The 20,885-nt window shown below is 61.1% G+C and carries 17 protein-coding genes and 1 tRNA gene; 5 read left to right on the top strand and 13 right to left on the bottom strand.

What is annotated here, in order from left to right:
- Positions 1–112: 112 nt before the first annotated feature.
- Entirely contained in the window at positions 113–469 is a 357-nt protein-coding gene (locus GBA63_RS02360; RefSeq protein WP_166173119.1) for an STAS domain-containing protein, read from the bottom strand.
- Positions 470–573: 104 nt separating this feature from the next.
- Between GBA63_RS02360 and GBA63_RS02355 the strand changes: the two genes are divergently transcribed.
- Positions 574–1,161 carry a LabA-like NYN domain-containing protein gene (locus GBA63_RS02355; RefSeq protein WP_166173117.1) on the top strand — a complete coding sequence of 196 codons (588 nt, stop codon included), beginning with the start codon at positions 574–576 and terminating at the stop codon, positions 1,159–1,161.
- Positions 1,162–1,268: 107 nt separating this feature from the next.
- Here the strand turns inward: GBA63_RS02355 and murB are convergent, their stop codons facing one another.
- The gene (gene murB / locus GBA63_RS02350; protein ID WP_207957036.1) at positions 1,269–2,315 is read right to left on the bottom strand and encodes a UDP-N-acetylmuramate dehydrogenase; all 1,047 of its coding nucleotides are present in this window, start codon (positions 2,313–2,315) and stop codon (positions 1,269–1,271) included.
- On the opposite strand from murB, the gene GBA63_RS02345 reads away from it, so the two are divergent.
- Complete coding sequence (locus tag GBA63_RS02345; protein ID WP_166173113.1) at positions 2,287–3,318, top strand: sugar phosphate nucleotidyltransferase; 1,032 nt, start codon at positions 2,287–2,289, stop codon at positions 3,316–3,318. The two genes, murB and GBA63_RS02345, sit on opposite strands and share 29 nt — an antisense overlap.
- A 365-nt stretch (positions 3,319–3,683) precedes the next feature.
- On the opposite strand, the gene GBA63_RS02340 is transcribed toward GBA63_RS02345, so the two are convergent.
- Positions 3,684–4,373: a response regulator transcription factor gene (locus GBA63_RS02340; protein WP_166173111.1), complete on the bottom strand. Its 690-nt coding sequence runs from the start codon at positions 4,371–4,373 to the stop codon at positions 3,684–3,686.
- Between the two features lie 116 nt (positions 4,374–4,489).
- Here GBA63_RS02340 and GBA63_RS02335 point away from each other — a divergent pair.
- Positions 4,490–4,566: transfer RNA gene (locus tag GBA63_RS02335), tRNA-Arg, on the top strand.
- A gap of 446 nt (positions 4,567–5,012) precedes the next feature.
- Positions 5,013–5,891, top strand: coding sequence for a hypothetical protein (locus GBA63_RS02330; RefSeq protein WP_166173109.1), 879 nt, complete (start codon positions 5,013–5,015; stop codon positions 5,889–5,891).
- Positions 5,892–5,918: 27 nt separating this feature from the next.
- Here GBA63_RS02330 and GBA63_RS02325 read toward each other — a convergent pair whose 3' ends face one another.
- The 7 genes from GBA63_RS02325 to GBA63_RS02295 all read right to left on the bottom strand — a co-directional run bounded on the left by GBA63_RS02325 (position 5,919) and on the right by GBA63_RS02295 (position 17,919).
- Positions 5,919–7,190: a hypothetical protein gene (locus GBA63_RS02325; RefSeq protein ID WP_166173107.1), complete on the bottom strand. Its 1,272-nt coding sequence runs from the start codon at positions 7,188–7,190 to the stop codon at positions 5,919–5,921.
- Positions 7,191–7,228: 38 nt separating this feature from the next.
- Positions 7,229–8,743, bottom strand: coding sequence for an AAA family ATPase (locus tag GBA63_RS02320; protein ID WP_166173105.1), 1,515 nt, complete (start codon positions 8,741–8,743; stop codon positions 7,229–7,231).
- Positions 8,740–10,641 carry an HsdM family class I SAM-dependent methyltransferase gene (locus GBA63_RS02315; RefSeq protein ID WP_166173103.1) on the bottom strand — a complete coding sequence of 634 codons (1,902 nt, stop codon included), beginning with the start codon at positions 10,639–10,641 and terminating at the stop codon, positions 8,740–8,742. Before GBA63_RS02315 ends, GBA63_RS02320 begins: the two co-directional genes overlap by 4 nt.
- Positions 10,642–10,694: 53 nt before the next feature.
- Positions 10,695–11,939, bottom strand: coding sequence for a restriction endonuclease subunit S (locus tag GBA63_RS02310; RefSeq protein WP_228282438.1), 1,245 nt, complete (start codon positions 11,937–11,939; stop codon positions 10,695–10,697).
- A 17-nt stretch (positions 11,940–11,956) separates the two neighbouring features.
- On the bottom strand, positions 11,957–13,471 hold the full coding sequence (locus GBA63_RS02305; RefSeq protein ID WP_166173099.1) for a type I restriction-modification system subunit M: 1,515 nt from the start codon (positions 13,469–13,471) through the stop codon (positions 11,957–11,959).
- Entirely contained in the window at positions 13,468–16,098 is a 2,631-nt protein-coding gene (hsdR, locus tag GBA63_RS02300) for an EcoAI/FtnUII family type I restriction enzme subunit R (protein WP_166173097.1), read from the bottom strand. The genes GBA63_RS02305 and hsdR overlap by 4 nt, the downstream gene beginning before the upstream one ends.
- Before the next feature lie 192 nt (positions 16,099–16,290).
- A complete protein-coding gene (locus GBA63_RS02295) occupies positions 16,291–17,919 on the bottom strand; it encodes a GmrSD restriction endonuclease domain-containing protein (RefSeq protein WP_166173095.1) in 1,629 nt (542 codons plus the stop codon).
- A gap of 580 nt (positions 17,920–18,499) precedes the next feature.
- On the opposite strand from GBA63_RS02295, the gene GBA63_RS02290 reads away from it, so the two are divergent.
- The gene (locus tag GBA63_RS02290; RefSeq protein WP_166173093.1) at positions 18,500–19,066 is read left to right on the top strand and encodes a helix-turn-helix domain-containing protein; all 567 of its coding nucleotides are present in this window, start codon (positions 18,500–18,502) and stop codon (positions 19,064–19,066) included.
- A 95-nt stretch (positions 19,067–19,161) separates the two neighbouring features.
- On the opposite strand, the gene GBA63_RS23065 is transcribed toward GBA63_RS02290, so the two are convergent.
- From GBA63_RS23065 to GBA63_RS02280, 3 genes are all read right to left on the bottom strand, one after another.
- Positions 19,162–19,797 (bottom strand): Fic family protein, encoded by a 636-nt coding sequence (locus GBA63_RS23065; protein WP_207957035.1) that lies wholly within the window; start codon positions 19,795–19,797, stop codon positions 19,162–19,164.
- Positions 19,769–20,254: a Fic/DOC family N-terminal domain-containing protein gene (locus GBA63_RS23060; RefSeq protein WP_207957034.1), complete on the bottom strand. Its 486-nt coding sequence runs from the start codon at positions 20,252–20,254 to the stop codon at positions 19,769–19,771. Before GBA63_RS23060 ends, GBA63_RS23065 begins: the two co-directional genes overlap by 29 nt.
- A gap of 245 nt (positions 20,255–20,499) precedes the next feature.
- The gene (locus GBA63_RS02280; protein ID WP_166173091.1) at positions 20,500–20,844 is read right to left on the bottom strand and encodes a hypothetical protein; all 345 of its coding nucleotides are present in this window, start codon (positions 20,842–20,844) and stop codon (positions 20,500–20,502) included.
- Positions 20,845–20,885: the final 41 nt, after the last annotated feature.

Below are 20,885 nucleotides of genomic sequence, written 5' to 3'. Positions count from 1 at the left end.
GGCAGTTTGTTCAAGGATGGTCGTTCCCTTCACGCTCCACCGACGATGATTCTCGTGATCGAAAGCTAGCGTGGACGATCCTGCCGGGCACGCAAAATCGCCGGCACGGCCTCTAGGCGGTGATGGCGGCTTCGCGGGAGTCGAAGACCTCGAAGAAGTCGTGGAAGCCGGTGACGGAGAAGATACGGGCCACGGCGTCCGAGGGCGCGGCGAGGCGCAGGGCGACGTCCCGTTTTCCGAGGGCGTCCTTGGAGCGTACGAGGGCCGAGAGGGCCGTCGAGTCCATGAAGGCCACACCGCTCATGTCCACGACGACGGCGTCCACGCCGTTGCTCTCGGAGGCCCGTTCGATGGCGCCCTGGACCTTCGGGGAGGTGTGGAGATCCATCTCGCCGCGGACGGCCACGACGGAGTAATCGTCGGCGTGCTCGTCGATGCTGACCTCGAAGTCCGTGGCGATCCCTCCCAACCGGTCTCTGTCCCGTAAAGCCTACGGATATTAACCCAGTTGTCCCGCAGGGTAAACCGCCATTCTTAAAGGGGCGACGGGTATTTTCTGCTACCATTCGCGCGATGGAGGGGCGTGGTCATGGCGGGCGGGTTGCGGTCTTTGTGGACGGGGCTAACCTGTACCACTCGATCAAAAGCTACCACAAGGGCGTCTTGGACTACTCCCGCCTCCTCCAAGCGGCCGTCGGCGACCGTAAACTTCTCCGCGCCACCTTCTACATCGTAGAGAAGCAAGAGACGGACGAGGCCCAGGGCACCCCCTCGGCCCGCCCGTTCGTCTACAACCTCAACAAGTTCGGCTACAAGGTGCGCTCCAAACCGCTCCAGGTCCACGAGACGACCACCCCGCAGGGCGAACGCGCCGTCTCCCACAAGGGCGACTGGGACGTCGGCATAGTCGTCGACATGATGCGCCTCGCCTCCCACGCCGACACGTACGTCCTCGTCTCGGGCGACGGCGACTACGTCGAGGCCGTCGAATACCTCCAGAGCGAAAAGGGCTTGCGCGTAGAGGTCATAAGCGCGGCCCAATGCACCTCGCAAGCGCTTCTCGACGCCTGCGATTCGCACACGGACCTTGCGGAGATACCGGACCTGTTTCGGCGTTCGCCGAAACAGGCTGTCAGCGATCAGCGATCAGCGATCAGCTAAGTCGTCTATGGCGGAACCGCGTCCCCACAAGAAGCCCTCCAAACGTCGCGAGTCCGTCTCAGAACCCGGATGGCGAACCTTGAAGCTGACTGCTGAAAGCTAAGATCCTACGGCTCGCCGATCACCCTCACTTCGGATTCGAGCTCGACGCCCAGCTTCTCGCGGACGGTATTCCTGACGAGTTCTATCAACTTCAGGGCATCTTCGGCGGTGCCGCCGCCGAGGTTTACGAGGTAGTTGGCGTGGACGGGTGAGACTTCGAGGTTTCCCACCCTGGTGCCTTTGAGGCCTGCGGCTTCTATGACGCGGCCGGGGAAGTCGCCGGGGGGGCGTTTGAAGGTGGAGCCGCAACTCGGCCTGTTCGGGGAGCCGTTCATGCGCTGGGCCCTGAACTCTTTTATGCGGGCCTTGAGCGACTCCGCGTCGCCGGGTCGCAAGGTGTAGCCGGCCCGCAGGACGAGCCAGTCGGGGTGCTCGTGCAGGATGCTCCGGCGGTAGGAGAGGCGCAGGTCCTCGTTTTTCATCCTGACGACCTCGCCGGCGTCCGCCTCGAAGACGTCGGCCCAATCCAGGACCTCCGTGGTCTCCGAGCCGTAGGCGCCGGCGTTCATGAAGACGGCGCCGCCGACGGTGCCCGGGATGCCCGTGGCGAACTCCAGGCCGGCGAGGCCCTTGGCGGCCGTGGTGTTGGCGAGGACCGGGTAGAGGACGCCGGCGTCGGCGATTACGGAGGTACCGTCCGCCTCGACGTTCGTCAGGGATTTTGCGAGTCTGATGGTCAGGCCCCTGATGCCGCCGTCGCGCACCAGCACGTTCGTACCGCCGCCGAGAACCGTAACGGGCACGTCGTTCTCGCGGGCCGCGTTTACCGCTGCGACGACCTCGTCCGCGCTCTTCGGTTCGAGTAGGGCGTCGGCCGGACCGCCTATCTTCCACGCCGTGTAGCGCTTGAGCGGTTCGTCGAACTTGGCCGACGGGAAGAGCCGGTGTAAAGTGCCGTCATGCACGGGGGTGAATATAGAGCACGGACCGGCGGGCTGCAGCAGGGCCTGATGGGCGTGGACCTTTAGGGCGCCTTCGAGAAGAGGGCCAAACGGAACGAGGACAAAGGATGGTAGACCGACTATGAAGGCAATGGCGCTCGCGGCCGGCAAGGGCACCCGCCTCTTTCCGTTGACGGGGGAGATCCCAAAGCCCCTCGCCCCCGTCGTCGACACCCCGATCATCGGCCACATCTTCGGCCTCCTCGCCAGGCACGGCGTCGACGAGGTTCACGTTAACGTTCACTACCTGGCGGACGCCCTCCTCGAAGCCTACGGCGAGGAGTCGCGAATAAACGGCATGAAAGTCCAACTGAGCAGGGAGGACGAGCTCTTGGGCACCGCCGGCGGCGTCAGGCGGCTGGCCGAACGCTTCGACGACACCTTCGTCGTCGTCTCCGGCGACGCCCTGACGGACATCGATATCGGCGAGCTGGTCCGCTTCCACAAGGAGAAGGGGGCGCTCGCGACCATAGCGCTGCGATGGGTCTACGACACCTCCGAGTTCGGGGTGGTCGAGATAGACGAAGACTCGGGCATCCTCGGTTTCCAGGAGAAGCCCGACCCCGAGGAGGCCATAAGCACCCTCGCCAACACGGGCATCTACGTGCTGGAGCCGCGGGCGCTCGACTACGTCCCCGCGGAAACCTTCTTCGACTTCGCCAAGGACGTCTTCCCCAAGTTCCTCGAGAACGGGGAACGGTTCGTCGGTTACCAGGGGGATTTCTACTGGTCGGACATAGGGACTTTGGAGGCGTACAGGCAGGCCCAGTACGACGTGCTCTCGGGGAAGGTCGGCGTCGAGATCCCCGGCGAAAAACGCGGCGAGAGCCTGTGGGTCGGGGAGGACGCCCAGATCCACCCGGCCGCCAACATAGAGGGCCACGTCCTCGTGGGCAGGGACGCGGTGGTTGGCCGCGGCGTAACCCTCTCCGGCGACGTTACCATCGGCACCGACTGCTGGGTGCGGCCCGACGCCACCATCAAGCGTAGCATCCTGCTCCCCGGCTCCATGGTCGGCGACGGCGCGTACCTCGAGGACTGCATAGTGGGCCACGGCTACAACGTCAGGCCGGGGGAGACGATCCGGGGCGGGGCGCTTATCCGGCGCTCGTAGAGCGCCGGGCTTTCGGCTGTCAGCCTTCAGCTATCAGTTTTTTCTACAGCGGTTTGCGGAGAGACCGACCCTCATCGTTGGTGAGGTTTTTGGGTTTTGAGGCACTCAGGTTTTCAGGGGCGCGCCACGAGGCCGCGGGCGGGCCCCGACCCTCCACCCCTCGGAACCCGAAAGCCCAAAAACCCGTAGGCCCACCCCCAACGGGCTTGAGATTCTGCAAACCGCTGTAGTGAAGCGAAACGTGCCTTCGGAAGGGGTGAACCCGCGCGAGGACACCATCGGGTACCCGCAGCGCCTCCTCTCCACGACCTTGAGACCAAAAGCTGACCGCTGAAAGCCGAAAGCGCGGCTCGCTTCGCGAGCCGCTAACCGCTCGGTCTTACGAGGCGGTACCCGAACCCTCTGACGGTCTCTATCATCTTCGGCTCGTTCGGGTTGTCGCCCAGTTTGTTGCGCAGGCGCTGGACGTAGACGTTGACGGTTCTTTCGTCTATGAACTCGTCCTCGCCCCACACCTGGCGGAGTAGGGCGGTACGGGGGAAGACGCGTCCGGGGCTGCGGGCGAGGGTGTGCAGCAATTTGAACTCGCGGGGTGAGAGAGCGATCTCCTTCTCGCCCTTCCGGACGAGGACCTGGTCCGGGTCTATTTCAAGGTCTCCCACGAAGAGCCTGCCCGAGTCCTCGTCGCCGCCGCGCTCGCGCTTGCGGAAGATCTGCTTCACGCGCGCCACCAGCTCCCTCGGGTTTACCGGCGAACGCATGTAGTAATCCGCGCCGAGCTCGATGCCGACTATGCGGTCCATCGTGTCCTCGTCCCGGAGCAGGGCGACCGTCGAGACGTTCGGTTTCTGGACGGCCGAGATCACCTGAAAGCCCCGCTCGTCCGGGAGGCGGTTGTCCACGACGGCTATCTCGAACTCTTCGCGGCTCGCCATCTGTCGGGCCTGGTTGCCTGAGCCGGCCGGGATCACACGCCACCCCTCCCCGGACAATGCTCTTCTCAGGTGCAACCTCTCCTCGTCATCCCCTATGACCAGCAGAACCGACCCGCTCAATACCCCGCCTTCGTCCGTCGAACCACAACCACCCCGCAAGTATATCCACAAAACCGCGCCACCGAGGCGCCCGCCTTGAGAGATACCCAACGCGGCGGTATCATAGACCTTCCGATGCGCTCGTAGCTCAGCCGGATAGAGCGCCTGACTACGAATCAGGAGGTCGCAGGTTCGAGTCCTGCCGAGCGCGCCACAAAATGCCCGTTTTGCAGGTCTTTTTGTCTTGCCCCACAAGCTGACCGTCTGATGTGTACCACTCGTCTACCACTTATCGTTTACGCGATGGTCCTGTAGAGCGCTGGCTGGCTCGACTTATCCCCTCGAATCAGAGCATCCCGAACCGCGTCTTAATAGATCTCTCTTACCGTTGTCAAACGACTGGCGTAGTTGCTACCTGGGCTATAGAAGCGACTGTAATTGGCGGTGTTACGCGCTTTTGCTTGTCGCTCAGAAAGCCACAATCTCCCGGCGATCCGAGGTAGAAGCTCGAGCTTTTCGCCGAGAGTGATCGAAAAGGTTTCCTATGAGCTGCACCCATAATCCGGTTGATCTTCTGACATGTACGCTCGTTGCTGGTGCCTGGGCGGATAGTTAACATGGGCGCGGCCGAAGCAAACGTCGATCGAAGGAGGTTGCTCCTTGGGATCCGATTGGGCCGATAGCGTTGGGCAGCGTTTCGCCTACCGGGCTCGCGTGCGCGCGTACGGGGAGCCTGTGCGGCCCGTCGAGGTGGTCAAGGAAGGACCGCCCCGCTCGAACAAGGCGCGGGTCCGCTGGCTCGATGGCGAGTACGAGGGCCTGGAGGAGTGGGTCCCGAAGATCCGACTCCTCGCGCCGTGGGAGGAAGCGGAGGCCTTCCTCGAAGAGGAGCGCCAAATGCTAGCGGCGGTCGAGGTCTCGGAGGAGGCCTCCGACGAGGTGACGTGGGAGGCTGCCGGTGAGGTCTTCGGTGCGCTGTCCGAGCACTCTAGCCCTCAAGAGGAAATCTTCCTAGGATACAGGGCCATAGAGTACGACCTGTTGTTCGTCCAGGACCTGGATGCGGCGGCGCTCAGGCTCGGCTTGGACAAAGATGCGATGCTCGACGAGCCTTACGCCTTTGTGGACCGGCTCGGATGGTACAGGGCCCCGTTCCAAACGGCGGTGAAGCTGGCGAAGGACCTCTGCCGACGGTTCCCGCAGAAGGTCCTCGGCCGCATACAGAAGGAGGAGGACGAGCTGCGGCAGGAACTGGTCTCCGGCGGGCCCGTCCCGTCCCACGCGTGGTGGGTCGACAGCGCTCCTTACCGCGAGCGGGCCGAGGAGCGGCTGAGGAAGGTCGAGCCGGTTCACGCCCTCGTAAGGGAGTGGTGTGGGCGGGAGGCGTCCGAGGAATTCGACCAGATACTTGCCCTGAGAGAGGAGGTGGACCGGCTGCGCAAGCTGGCGCAAGAGACCGTGCGGTGGTTGAAAGACAACGGACACCCGGTGAAGGCCGGCTTGCTACGCAGGGAGCTCGATCAGGACTCAGAACTGTAGGATTTTACAGGAGGAAGGCTGCGAACTTCACGCTGCAGTATCGGCCACCCCCCTTAAGCTTCGTGCCGTTTCAATAGCGGAGCGAACGTTGTCTTCCTCAAGAAGGTTTTCTGAGATCTCGTACTCATCTGGATCCTCGAAGTGAGCAGGTCTCGGCCTTTCATCGTACCCAAAGAGTATTGGCAACTGCAGCATGAGCGAAGTGCTGTGCTCCGCATCGTGCGCGACAGTGTCAACTTGTTCCTTGTTAACCAACGCGGCAGCCCACCATGTCATTGCGAACGCGAACGGTTCCCTGCCCCGGTAATCCATAAGCTGAGACAAAAACCAGTCCATGTAGTCCACTGATATCCGCCCGGCGTCGCGTGGGACGAAGTGAGCGTCCAAGAATTGGAACAGATGTCTAACTAGCGAGGGACCAACACAGTCTACTTGCTTGTCCCAACGGTCGGGCACCTCGTACAGCTCTCTGAAGGTCTCGATGCCGTCCGTTAGGTAGTTGGCTCCCTGCGGTTTGAGTTCCTCGAACGCAGCAGGAGGCAACGTGTCGAGAAGCCTTACCTTAAGGTAAGTCCAGGACCCCAAATCAGATTGTCCACGGTAAGGTAGCGAGATATGCGACGGTTTGCTTCGCCTTTTTCTAGTCTTCCTTAGGAGAGGATCTCGATCTTGCTTTATCTCGTTGCAGAATGAACATACGGGGACCAGGTTGTACGGATGGCAAGCGAGGTGGGGGTACAAGCTCTTTGGGAAGTAATGGTCTATATACGCGCGTTTACCGGTCCGGGAGACTGTGTAGTGTTTTGTCTCATCACACGCCGAGCAGAATCGTAGCTCTCTATTTACCGTGAGGAACGCGCTGAGAAACTGCTCTCTCCCGAAAGGCTCAGCGCTCGGTTCAGAGAACAAATACTCGGGAAATGTGGAAGTTGAGGCGCCAAGTCCTGAGTCGTAGAAACCACGCAAAAACTTAGCCCCGGCGCTCCGCCAGCTCTCCGGGTTGCGCACCCGGTAAGGAGTGAGCTTCAAGGCACTGTTCGGGCCCCGGAGTAAGTTAACGACCTCGTTGCACATCCTATCTACCCACAGTCGCTTGCGAGCCATGGATCCTTTGGCAAACTCGGCAAGTAGCCCCTTCCTGCTTACTGGAGCTTGCCAGACCCAGCCTGCGATACGCTCTCCGCGTCCCCTGAACCTGTCGCATTGGTCGATGTAACCGGCGCAAGCAGTTCTGTCCAATTCGCTTGTAGAGGCCGCATACCTGAGAAGTAGCATCTGGAGTACGACCACGTCGGTCAAACGTCTTCGGGTTATCCTCGGGAGGGCAACCCAGTGAATCACTCGTTTTCCATTCGCGCCAGTTCTCGACGTATCCGGTAGCTCCAGTAACCCGGGCCAGTACGATCGAAGAGCCATCTCAGCTCGTCTTGATTAGGTTCTCGACGCGACCGTTCTAATGCTTCCTGGATCTGCTGTACGCTCGCCGCCCCTGTAGCCTGCGGTGCCCCGAACACGTGCACCATGACGTCGCTGGGATCGCTGGCAAAGGTCTTGATGCCGGGGAAAGAGTAATCATCAGTAAAGCCGGCGCCGCGGTTTAGGATCACTATGTCTTCACGCGGAACGTCGGTCAGCACAATACTGGAATGGGTCGTGATCAATACATGACTGTCGCTATCCTCGATCGCACCATCTATGAGCTTCACGATCTGCCGCTTCCAGTAATCATTAAAATGGACCTCAGGTTCGTCGAGCAGTACAAGTGCCTCGGTGGCACCCAGGAGCGAAAATAGGCACATGCGTCCCACGAAGCTCCGCTCACCGTCACTTAGCCAATCGAAGAGGTGCATCAGCGGCGCTTCACCCCGCTCGTTCTCCCGTTCTTCAGCCTCATAGCGCTCGACGAAAAGGTTCACTTCGCGTAAGGATGCTTGGCCGTCTTCGGCAGGGGTCGCGAGGCGAGCCAGAGTCTCGAAGAGTGACAAGCCGCCATCGAATTCTTCAAGCACGTCACTTGGGAAGTCTTGTGGGCGCTCTGCGAGATCGAAGACTAGCAAACGATCGGAGCCCAAACGTAGGGCGCGTGTGGCGTGCCTGGCCAGATCCTCGACGTAGGCGTGGTCGGTGGGGTCGGTGGAGGGCAAGTTCGTACGGAACCTTAGCGAGAACCCTTTGAAGCTTCCGACCTTTGCCTCTCTAAGCACCTCGCTGAGCCGCCGGTCTTCCCTCGAAAGATCTGCCAGCAAGCCACACAGCGTCACCAAGGTCAGTTGAGAAGCCCGAATGAACAATAACCTGTTCTGTCGGTTTGCACGATCCTCGCCCGGCTCCCCCGTGTTGACGGGTAAACCGGGTATTTCTCTAACTTCTCGCTCGTCGGCCGTCATGCTCCGTACTAATCGCACGGCGTCTGGGTCAGGGTCCTCTGTAGTCTCTGAAATCTCCCACTCCGCCTCGCTCCCGGTCGTGAAGGCGACGATTCTCGTAGGCAGGTATCGCTCGTCTACTTTGCCTACGCGCTCCTCCCCTCCTCGGCGTCTGAGCCAGAAGTCCAGCGATACCTTCCGCGTGTCTGGATCGATGTTTGTAACGGAAACTCCTTCGCCGGACGCCAAACGGTACGAGATGTCGAACGGGAACGCAGCGGCCTTTGTGTCCCCATCCATGCGGCGGAAGATTTCGCTCAAAGCGCGCAGGACCGTCGACTTACCCGTGCCGTTCACACCGACGAGAAAGTCGAGCGCATAGTCGGGTCCAAGGACCGGAAGCGTCACCTCTTCAGGTGGTTCGAAATGTATCTCGAGGTCACGTAAGACTCGGTAATCGCCTATGTACAGACGCTCGAGCCTCATGTGTTTCCCTGCTCGGATACACCCTCTTCACCGAGAGGGTCCTCTTTAGGCGGTAGCAACCAGAGGTCTTTCTCTGTGACGAGCCGGTAGAAAGCAGCGGAATTCCCCGTGCTCGGATCGGTGACGGTCACCGGCATGACGATTCCCATACGCTCTAGCAGCCCGACGGTCAACCTTGTTATGTCCGACGCCACAGTCGCAGGTTCCACCCCATCTACCTCCTCAAGGGTGAACAAAGCCGCCTTCTCCTGACCTTCGTCCCCTAAGTTCTCGAACCTATCGCGCACTCGTCTCCACACGGCCTCCTGTCCGGGAGAGAGCCGTCCGAAGGGAACCGCATCTCCCAACAGGGGCGCGGGCCCCTCTTGACCCGCTATGGGTCTCAACTCCAGCCGTCCCAGGAGGTTGTCTACGTGACGGACCAACAAGCGCTGGTTCTTGTAGATGTCGCTTAAAAGCTGCGTAGGGGAACCTGCGTGGTGCGTCTCCTCTTCGCCCCCCACAAACCTACTCGGCCTAAGTTCGTGCTGAGGAGGACCTGTGGAGCTACTAGGTATGGCTACCCCTAAGGCACGTCCACCCGTAGTGAAGGCCACCGCTCGCACGGGATCGGCTCGCTTGAAAAACAAGCTAGTTCCGGGGTTCGGATCGGTGCTCTTGGGCTTGTACAGCCTCTGAATAAGTTGTTGCGGGTCTTCTTCTAGCGGCTCCGCTGTCCCCCCGTCGAGCGATACCTTGACGTAGAAGAGATCGCCGCCTTGTCCGAACATGCTCTCTACCGTCAGCAGTACGAAAGCAGCCTCGTCTCCGACAGCGGGAAAACGTTCGGCCGACGAGATTACGTTTGCACCGACAGCCTGGACTACTGCGCCGCGCACGTTACCGTCGCCGAGACTCATCCACCTTATACCGAGGCGGGGGCTATCTTCGGGCAGAGACTCCTCAACTTCTTCGTCGCGCACGGTTAGGACTCGCTCGATGAGCGGCAGGTCGCCGAAACTTGGGGGATCTATCGTTAGGTCTCGACCGCGGCCTGAAGGATAGCCATCGCTCTCGACCTGCAAGAACCATGTTCTCGCGTCCTGACTTTGCGTCCTTTTGCGCACGAGCAATAGGTGAGTCTGCAAGGAACTGAAGGGTTGAAAGGCGTCTTTCGGCAAAGAGACCACGGCTTCGACATCGTGCTCCTCCACCAATCGTCTCCGCAATTCCCGCTCGCCCGCACCGGTACCGGACAACACCCCAGAGGGCACCAGGACCGCCGCTCGGCCTCCGTCTGCTAGCCGGCTAAGAGCCAAGGCCGCGAACACGGTTTCGCTACGACTCCCTACATTCCATCCCACGACCTCCTTCGCGAGACCAGCGTCTAGTTTCTCACCGAAGGGCGGGTTTAGCAGGATACGATCGAAGGTCTCACCGTCCAGCTCGCCTTTAGGTCCGCAGACGTAGAGAGCGTTACCGGCCTCTACGCGCGCTTGTACATCATGGAGGTACGCGTTAGTTCGAGCGATACGCACCCATTCCGGCGAGATCTCTACGCCGACCGTACGTTCAACGTTTCCGTCAGTAATGCCCCGGCACACAAGGAATCCACCGCTTCCACACGCTAGGTCGCACAGGCGATGTGAAGGTTCGACCTCCGCTATGCGGAATATCATCGAGACGATATGCCTAGGAGTAGGATAGCGTCCTCCAGGAAGGATCTTCGAAAGCCGGAACAGTAGGTGACGGTCAAATAGGGGTCCGACGCCGTCAACTTTGTCAGCGGCCCCCTCAAGAAGTTGTCGGACCTCCTGAGTCTGACGCTGCGTCATGCCTCTTGGTGGCTGATAGGCATCGCCAAGCCGGAGGAGTTCGGCCACATTCTCGATGATTGCGAAAGTGTCTGCGATGCCCACGCCACGGAACAAATCCCGGACATGGTTAAGCTGCGTCCGTACGTCGGGCATACCTACAGCTTTCCCCTAAAAGCGTCTTCAAGCACCGATTGCTCTACCCTGTTCAGCAGCGTGGCATCTCGGTTCAAGGAGCGACGTATTTCGTCGACCTCGACCCGCACAGACTCGAGGTGAGCAACGATATGCTCTTGAGTTCTCAGTTTCGGTATAGGTATGGGCATTGCGGCGATCTTCGTCGCGTTCACGTTGACCTGACCTATAGCCCGCGTCATTTGAGACCTGATGTAGGCTCGACCCCGTCCAGAGTTGATGTAGGCGACGACGTAGTGAGGGTTCGCTAGGGTTGGATCGACTACCAAGCGGATCAGGAAAGACGCGAAAACGGTAGCCTCGGAACTTTCGTAAACGGCACTCTTCCCGACGAGTTTCGCGCTATTCGTGCGGTTGAAGAGGATATCCCCGCGGCGGAGTAAGAACTTGGCTTCTTCTCGAGGGTCGAGCACGACATACTTCAGATCCTCGAAGGAGATCCTACCGTTGATGATGTTGCCCATACGCAGGATCGGGGTGCCAGGCAAGACATCGTAAGCCTTCTGAGAAGTGCCGTACTGAGGTTTTGTACGTAACACTTCTTTTAAGAGCCTCGAGTCTGAACCAGCCTGATCCAGCCTAGCGAAAACCTCCTCCAACACTGCGTCCATGACTCGATCGGTATCGCGCCGCATTGTTTCGAGGAGTGCGCGAGCTTCTTTCGCATCTACGAGCAGCGCCTCAATGCGGGCGACGATGCGATTTTGCACCTCGATAGTAGGTGGTACGGGTATAAGGTGTTCCTCAAGAAACCCCCGTGGTACCCGCTGCTGCCCAACAGCGCCGCGGAAGTGCTCCTTAGCTTCTTGTCTAAAAGACCACCGCCGAACGAAACGATGAACCCAATCGGCGGTAACGCGAGGACCGGGACGGAGTACGTGAAATTCGGTGGACCCGAACCCCAAGCCATCCAACAGGCCCCGAGCCACTGCGCTCTTACCGTTTTGCATAGACGGAGTGATCTTGGCGAAGAGCACGTCTTCTTCCTCAAAGTACGTGAACCCACGAGCCACTTCCTTAAAAGGGCGGACTTCGAGACGGGAAGCTACCCCGTCGACCTCGTCTACCCCGGACATCGGTAAGAAGGACGTCGGAGCTTCGTCACCCCTCTTCAGTTGTGGCTTCCGCGGGTTAACCTGGCACACGTCGTCTAACCGCGCCCATTCCCAGCCCTCGGGAAGCTCCGAGGGGCCTTGCGTAGCTCGCATTGCTGCTCGCGCTGTAGTCAAACAAGTTCCTTACTATTAACCAGCGTGTCGAGACGTGCAGCCATCTCTTGAAGACGGCGACTATTCTCGAGGAGGGAAGCCGTAATGTCGGCTAGTGCTTGGGGCGTCTCTTCCTCAGGACGGTTAGGGTTCTTCGCCGACAAGTCGTACCCACGGGCCACCAGGGTTTCTGCCGACTCGATCCAGGTGCGCGAGGTGGCTTCGGGCCGCGGGCCTTCATCCCGACGGTGGCGCTGCCATAACTTCCAAGCCTCACGGGCCTCGGCAAAATCGGCGTCGGACAGGGGATTACCCTTACTGAACTTCTTCAACCCCGTGCGCAGTGGTAGTTCGTGGAAGAGGACCTCTTGAGTAGGGCCTGAGCGCTCGAAGACCAGGAGGGCGGTTTTTACGTCAGAGTATGGGGCGAAGGCTCCTGACGGTAAACTAACGATCATCTGAAGGTCGAAGTCCTCGGGGAGTTGCCTTTTCACAGCGGCGAACGCTCCCCCACGAAAGAGAGTGCCCTCGGGGACAACCATGCCGCACCGAGAGCCTTTGCGAGGGTGGAGTTTTTTCGAAATGTGCTGGAGGAATAGCAGCTCGGTAGCATTAGCTCTCACGGGAAAGTTGTTCTGGATCTGAACATTCTCCGTACCGCCGAACGGAGGATTCGTGAGCACAACGTCAAACCGCTCGGAAACTCCGCGGGTCACATTCTCTTCGAGGGTGTTGCGGCGACGTACGCTCGGCGTACGAACGCCATGCAGGACCATGTTCATCAACCCCAGCAGCGCCGGAATAGGCTTCTTCTCTTGACCGTAGAAGGTCTTCTCCTGCAGGACACGGTGATCCTTTATGGTCCGCTCTTGCTTACGCATATGCTCGTGGGCCTCGACAAGGAAGCCGCAGCTCCCACACGCCGGATCGTAGACCGTCTCACCGATCTTTGGGTCTACGATGTCTACCAGGAAGCGGACCACGGACCGGGGCGTGTAGAACTCGCCAGCGACCTTGTTCTCCTGCCCAAGCCGCCGTAGGAGGCCCTCGTAGAACTGTGAAACGGTGTGGACATCGTCTTCGCTCTCGAAGTTGATGCGGTCCACGATGCCTAGCACGTCTTTCAAATTATAAGGCGAGGCGCACACGATTACGTTTCTCTCGCCAAAAACACCGGAGATAACCTCGCGTTCGGGCGAGCCGGAGAGCGAGGCTAGATGCGGGATAAGCTCACCCCGTACGAAGCGCATCAACTCCTCTCCGTCCCACTCCGGTGCGGTGCGCATCCCTTCGCCGACCGGCTCCCCGAGCGCCTTGCCAACCCACTTCTCCCAACGGTACTCGTCAGCAACGGTGCGCTCGTACGGACGTCTGGCGTAGTTGGCGCGCGTCTCGAACTCGCTCTCCTGCTCGTCGAGGAACTTTAAGAAGAGTACCCAGGAGATGTGCTCGACGTACTCCATCACCCCGCCGCAGTTGTTGTCGCGGCGCAAGATGTCGCAGGCACGCCAGAGGTCTTTCTCCAGGGTCATCCAATCTCCTTCTTGTAGATCCGCTTCTGCATCTCGTCTAGCGTCTCCTTCAACGCCTCGACGCCGCCGAGCCGCTTAGCAGATCCCCGCATCCGGCCCATCTCCCTGAACGGAGAGAGGGAGAAGACGTCGGGATCGGTCATCTCTCCCACGCCTGCGAGCCGGTATTTATCCAGCAGGGCTAGGATCACCTCGCGCGCCCGCTCGTCGTGGCTCTGTATGAAGTTTTGCTCGTAGTTTACGAAAGCCTCGGCCCTCTCGCCGCGGGTGATGATCGGTCCCTCGAACGCAAGGTGCGCCAGTAGATCGTACCGATCGGCTTCCGGCTTGGCGAGGACGTCGGCCAGTACATCGACCTCGATGCTCGTGGCCTCCAGCTCGCGCAGGAACTCTTCACGTTTCCCTTGATCGACCCAGACTTCATGCAATCTGGCGGAGTCCGGGACGTAGCCCCTGACCTTCCTTCGGGTGTAATCCAGGTATTCGGTCAGGGTCAGCCGCTCCCCGGTGGCCTCGACGAAAAACGTCGCCTCGTCGGCAATGGTCACCTCGAGCCCTCTGATTCTGATCTTTCCTGCCGAAGCCTCTTTCCGCCGGAGCTCGACAGTGATGCTCGCCGTCACTTCTGGCCCCGTCTCCGCGCCCACGTCCCGGGGACGGAAGCCCGTCCCGCGCACGTACACACGCACAGTCCCTGCCGGGAGGTCGGCGAAGCGGAAGCGCCCGTGCTCGTCGGTGCGAACCGGACCTTGCTGCTCGTTGGCGGCGACCCGCGCGCTCACCGACGCCCCCACGATCAGGGCGCCCGACTCGGCGTCGAGGACGGTGCCTTCAAGGACGCTCGTGCGCGGTCCGTCCACGGCGGGTGGCGGCTCGCCCGGCGGGCGGTCCCACTCGTCGAAGAGCCGCGAGGCCCCGACGTAGTCGATGATGCGGAACCACTCTTTGCCTGTGGTCGGGTCGACCCGAGAGCCGCGCCCGACTATCTGCTTGAACAGGACCGGCGAGGCGATGGGCTTCATGAACACGACGTTGCGGCAAGAAGGCACGTCTACCCCGGTGGAGAGGAGCTCGGCGGTCGTCGCCACCACGGGCCATTCGCGGTCGGGGTCGGCGAAGCGCTCGAGCCAGGAGGATGCCTCCCCCTCCTCGGAGATTATGGGGACCGCGTAGTCAGGACGGCCACGGTCTGAGAACTCGTTCTGAAGCAGTCGTGCGGCAAGGCGTGCGTGCTCCATATCCACGCAGAACACCATGGTTTTCTCCATGGGATCGAAGCGCCGGAGGAGACCGGCGAGGTGCTCAACCATCGCCTTCGTGCGGTCGGGCAGCGTGATCTCGCGCTCGAAGCTCGAGGTGTTGTACAGGTCGCGCAGGTCGGCGTTCTCGGGTATGTAGATCTCCGCTCCCTGCACCTGGGCGTCCTCGATGTGCAGACCGTCCCTGTCCACGCTCGTCCTGACCTTGTGAACTCTGTAGGTCGCCAGGAATCCGTCGTCTATCCCCTGTCCAAGGCTGTAGGCATAGGCCGGCGGCCGAGTAGTCCCTTTCGAGGGGTCCTCGGGGTCCGCGTACACTTCCGGCTCCTCCGAACAGAAGTAGGCATAGGTATCTATGTTGTCGTCCCGCTTCGGCGTGGCCGTCATGCCGAGTTGGACGGCGTTGGGGAAGTGGCGGAGGATCTCGTTCCACTTGCCGAATCCCGAACGGTGGCACTCGTCTATGACGATCAGACCGAAGAAATCCCGAGGAATGCGCTTGAAGAGGGGGGCACCGCCGTCTTCGGCGTCGAGCGCCTGGTAGAGCGCGAAGTACAGGTCCCGATTGGCGTTGAACCGTCCGCCCTCGATAACGGCGCGAGGATCGGACTGCCCGTCCACGAACGGAGCAAAAGCGTTGTACGCCTGATCGCGCAGGACGTTGCGGTCGGCTATAAACAGGATCGGCTTACGTAGCCAGCCGCTCTTCTTGAGTTTCCAGGCGATCTGGAAAGCCGTGAACGTCTTGCCGGTCCCGGTCGCCATGGTGAGCAGGATGCGGCTCTGACCTCGGACAACGCGCTCGATCACGCGTCGGGCCGCGACCTCTTGGAAGTACCTTAGCTCCTTACCGGAGCGCGAAGGCGGACAGAACGGCTGCAACAGCGGATCGGTCGCGTATCCTGTCCGAGGTTCAGCGACCAGGTCTGCGGCTCCTGCGCTATCACTCCTCGTCGCCTGCCATCGATTCCAGAGAGGGTCTGGAGCGGGGAAGCCGTCCAGCTCGCGGCTCTTATTCTCCTGCAGGTCGAACTCGACGAAGGCGTGACCGTTTGAGGAGTAGGCAAAGGGTACATCGAGCAGACGGGCGTAGGACTTGGCCTGCTCCAAGCCGGCGTCCGGTGCTTGGCGCTCGTCTTTCGCCTCGAGAACGGCGATCATCTGGCCGTTGTAGCGGAGCAGGTAGTCGACCCGGCGAGGTTCTCGCCGACGGGACTCTTCACCTACGAGGTAAATCCTGCCATCCGTCACGGCGCGGCCCTTCACGAAGTAGTGCTCCCGCTCGATCTGGCTTTCACCCCATCCTGCGAGCTTGACCTTGGGGTCGATGAGCTTCGCCCGGGTGTCGGCCTCGTTGTAGTACTTCATACCTTGGAGGCTCCGTGCAGAGGGTGCTCTGCTACTCCTGTACAGGCGGCTACCACTTCGCTACATCGCAAGGAGACAACGGTGCCAGCACATCAATGACGGCGCTACGAGCGGACGCCGCGATGTATGAGAACCGTACCGAAGAAGAAGTGAACGGCAATCTCATACTTGTCGAATCCCCCGCGTCCACCGTTAGGACTCCTTGAGTTCACTCAAGAAGGCGTTACCCGCCTGGGCTAGTTTGTCGGCTCGCTCCTTCAGCCAGGCCTCATATGCCGCGGCATGGGTACCTGATATGCTCGGATCGATGAACTGCTGGACCAGCTTTTCCTTGGCAATGCCGTACCGTTCGATATAGTCCATCGGATCTTTAGCGCTGATGCGGATGTTGATGCTGGGCCCGATCACCGCTATGTTGGCCAGGGCGTCGATCTTCTCCCCCGCCGCTTTGCCCTCCAAGAACTTTCTCGGAAAGACGTGGTGCCACTGGGGTCGGAAGTCGGCGAGCACCTCCAGTCCCTCGAAGCCGATGCGGTGACCGGCTTGGTCCCAATCCTGGGCCTCGTTGCGGTAGACGAGCAAGTACAAAAGGAAGCGCCCGAACCGCCAGTCGCCGTAGTCGCGAAGAAAGTCCTCCGCCTCCAAGGGGCGCTCGTGGGGCAAGCGATTCAGTAAGCGTTGTGCTGCCGCGTGCAGCGAATCGGCCTCTTGGACGTCCCGAAGGTCTTCTTCCAAAGCCGTCGCTCCCGACCCGCTGTACCTCCCCCACCGGGAGGCTTGGAGGAACCAGTAGAGGGCGGGCTCGAAGGACTTGCCGGGGAACTTGTCGAGCAGCGCGATCATGGTCACCAGCGCCGCCTGGGTAGGCATCGGGGTGTTACTCAAGACGCCGAACTTCCTGAACTGAAGGATCAGTTCGTTCCACGCCTGCTTCGTGCGGCCCCAATAGGGATGAATGTTGCTCTGGTCCCAGAAGGCGTTCGGGATCTCTTTGAACTTCACCTTCTTGGCCCCGACCCCCGTCAAGCTCCTGAAGAGGAGGTTGGGGCTCAGATCGAAGCCCGCGTCCGCGAGACTGTCCCTGTAAGGCAAGAACGTCCCGCGTACCCATCCCGGAGTCCTCGCCGCCACGACACCCAGGTAGATGTCCGCCTCCGTTACCCGCGTGCCCCTGCTGTTGAGGCGAGAAAAGATCTCGACGACGTCCTCAAGCTCGTGGTCCACAGAGATCGTCACCACTTCCTTATCGCGGATCTTGCGGATACGATCGATACGCGTGAACACCTCCATAGCGTCCATGCCGTCACAGAGCCCCTGGTGCTTAATCTCTTTGGCCAGAGCTTGCAGTTTCTGCTGATCTTTTTCTTTTTGCGTGTCGAGCACCAGAAGATTGCGCAGCGGTATGTACCGGTCGCCCTTTGCCCTTCGGATCGCAGCGTTGGCCACCCGAAAGTACGGCGGTTCTTTAGCGTCGATGTCGAACCGTAGGTCGTACTTGGTGAGGGTCTTCTCCCACTCACTTGCGCTATCCCACCAGTAAGGTTTGCGGCCGAAAAGTATGCTGAGGGCCGTCGCCCTTTGTTGGCCGTCCACGACCCACAGCGCCGGACTTTGCGCGTCCTGCCCGGCGCGCGCCTCGACCTCTTGTTGGCTGTTCCACACTAGCAAACTGCCTATCGGGTAGTCGAGCCACAAAGACTCGGCGAGATCACGGACTTGGGTCGACTTCCACACGAACCCGCGTTGGAACTCCGGGATACTCCAAGTATGGTTGACGGCGCGGTCGACAACCTCGCGGATCTTTATGGACTCGTATGCCAAAGTGACGCTCCTCCGGCTCCTTGGGCCAACGGACTAAGTAAACATCGCGAGCCTAGACCGCCTCGCAACTCCCGCAAAGGCTAACCGCCACTTTACACAGCCGCGTCCCCATCGCGTTTCCCCATCCTATGAACTCTGCAACAAAACCTAATCTTAAAGCACCCAATTATGTTAACGGACAGAAGGATCCGACGACACTTCACCTTCGCGGGGCCAAGAGTACTTGTCCTTGCAGGAACGCGAACGCCCTATCCTCCCCTAGGTCCCTGAGCGAGCTCGGCATCCCGGCTCCTTCAGCCCTTGCACTTATACACGTTCACGTGTATATAAGAGGCGTGGATTCATTAGAGCTCGGCTACCGTCTGGAAACACACGGCGCACTCGACCAGCCAAGGTCAGAGGCGGAGGATCCCAACACCGAACGGCTTCTCAGGGCAGGGACAGCGTCCCGCTACACCCAAGGGGGAAACACGTCGATCTATAGAAACCTGCGGGCTGTGTGAATCGACGTCACCAGCTCAGAAGTCGAGAGCTTGCCAGTAAATACTACAGCGCAGTGGCGGGATAAGAAGGCGGTTTGATGACCGGAATACCGGGCTACGAGACGACCCAGGAGGCAGCCATGAGGTTCGGGGTGGACGACAGTCAAGTGAGAAGACTGTGCATAGCGAGGCGGATACCGGGGGCGGTCAAGGTGGGCAGGCAGTGGCTCATCCCGAGCGAGGCGTGGCCCGAGCAGACCGGCTTCGGCAGGCCGCCGGAGTGGCGCAGGTGGACGACGAGCCCGACGCTGTACGACTTTCTGGGCGTGCGCCGAGATGAGGTGCGTAGGCTCGTTTTGGAAGAGGCCCTAATCACGAAGCTGGTGCGGCCGGAGCCGGGACGACCGGGCACGGGTGCTCGCAGGTGGCTGCTCGGCAAGGATGGTCCCGGGCTGAAGGAGCTGGCGGACCTGCGGTGGCTCAGCAAACCTCTTCCCCTGCCGCTGGCCTTGGTCCGCTTCGCGACCAGGGGCGAGACGATCCTGGTGCAGGAGGTGGTCGTCGAAAGCGAGACGCCCGTGCCGCGTGACTACCGCACCGTCGTGGCCGACGGCGAGTTGTGGGAGAAGGGTCTCGAGGCGGAGCGGGTAGCGGACACCAAGTAAAGCCAGAGACAGAGAGCGATAGTGGCGGATACGAAGTGAGCACCCCGGTGGCAAGTCAACGTTCGCGCTCTCTCACCCGCGCCTTCGCCGCATCACTACTCGCCGAGCGGCCCTTGCAGGATACGCACGATCTCCCGGGCCGCGTACACCCGGTTACGACGCCGCCCGGTGATCTCTTCGAGGGCGCCTTCCCCTTCGAGGCGGTTCACCAGCCTGCGCGCGGCCTCGAAGGAGACGTTCAGGGACCCCTCGATCTCGCGGATGTCGGTAACGGGTCGGGCGAAGAGGTGCTCCACGGCGGCGAGCAGGTTGGCGCCTCCCCCCTCCCTACGGAACCGTTCCCGGTAGGCCTCGCGCAGGTCGAAGAGCGTCCCCGCCCGGCGGGCCGCGTCGCGCGCCTCCGTGAGGACGCCCCTCAGGAAGAACAGCAGCCATTCCTCCCACGCTCCCTCCCGGCTGACGGCGAGCAGGCGGTCGTAGTAGGTTTCGCGGTGTCGCTCGAAGTAGGCGCTCAGGTACAGGAGCGGCTCGGGGAGCAGGTCGCGCTCGATGAGCATGAGGGTTATGAGCAGGCGGCCTATGCGGCCGTTGCCGTCGAGGAAGGGGTGGATGGCCTCGAACTGGTAGTGGACGAGGGCGATGTCCACCAACGGCGGTAACCCGGCGTCCTCGTGGACGTACCGCTCCAGCATGCCCACAGCCTCAGAGATCTCGCCGGGCGGCGGGGGCACGAAGGTGGCCTCCCCGCGCCTGCTCCCGGGGACCGATCCAGTTCTGCACGCGGCGGAACTCCCCCGGGTCGCGCTGCGCCCCCCGTACCCCCTCCATAAGGACGGCGTGCATCTCCCGCAAGAGGCGCTGGGAGATCGGCAGCTCCTTCAGGCGTTCCAGGCCGTGCTCCAGGGCCCGCACGTAGTTCTGCACCTCCCGCACGTCGCTCCGACGCTCGAGCGCGCCGAAGAGCGGGGGCTCGGCCTCGAAGGCGTACAGGTCCACCAGAGAAGCTTGGGTGCCCTCTATCCTGGAGGAGAGGACCGCCTCGCGCCTCGAGAAGGGCCGGGTGAGCAGGTAAGGGTTCGGCAGGGTACGACCCAGGCCGGCCAACTCGCCGAGGGCCCTGTCTGCCTCGGAGAGCGCCCGGACCAGCCGGGAGCCGAAGCCCAGCGTCGGGGGGAGAGGATCGGGCACGAAGGCCTTCCCCACTCCACCGACTGACACCAGCCTGCCTGGCTTCCCGGACGAAAAATCTCCCTCGTGCATCGCGCCGCTTATTCTACAATATACCCTTCGAGTTGAATAATTCTGCCCTTGTTCTACGCCGGTTGCGCAAAGATCCGAGCGGCGGCGCGTCGGGGTGGTCTTGCACAGCGGAGACGGGCCTACCCTTCAAGGGCTCATCCGTGAGACGGAGTGCTGAAGAACAACGGGGGCTTCTAATCTTCGGCCTGGTGCTTCGTAGCCTTGTCCAGGTAGTAGAGGACCTCCAGTATGGTCTCGGGTGATTCCGGAAGCTCTTCGGGGCTCATGCCCCGCCCTATGGCCTCGCCCCGCTCCTTTTCGTAGAGACCCCTGAAGATGAGATCGTACACCCGAGAGAGGGTGCCTTTGGCGCCTTCGGAGAGCTCGTCCCAGGGCGGCATCTCGTTGCCGTAGAACTCCCACCGCTTCTCTTCCTTGTCCCACCGGTACCAACGGGTCTCGGCATCTTTAGGATCCTCGCCCGGCTTCAAGGTCGTCTCGAAGCGGAAAGCACTGCCGGTGTCTCCCTCGTTCGCCACGGTCCACCTCCCAGAAGAACGCGACCATCGTCGTCCATCCT

This window comes from Rubrobacter tropicus, assembly GCF_011492945.1.
Classification (GTDB): Bacteria; Actinomycetota; Rubrobacteria; order Rubrobacterales; family Rubrobacteraceae; genus Rubrobacter_D; species Rubrobacter_D tropicus.
The sequence above is the reverse complement of the archived record's forward strand: the minus strand, read 5'-3'. Positions and strand labels throughout refer to the sequence as shown.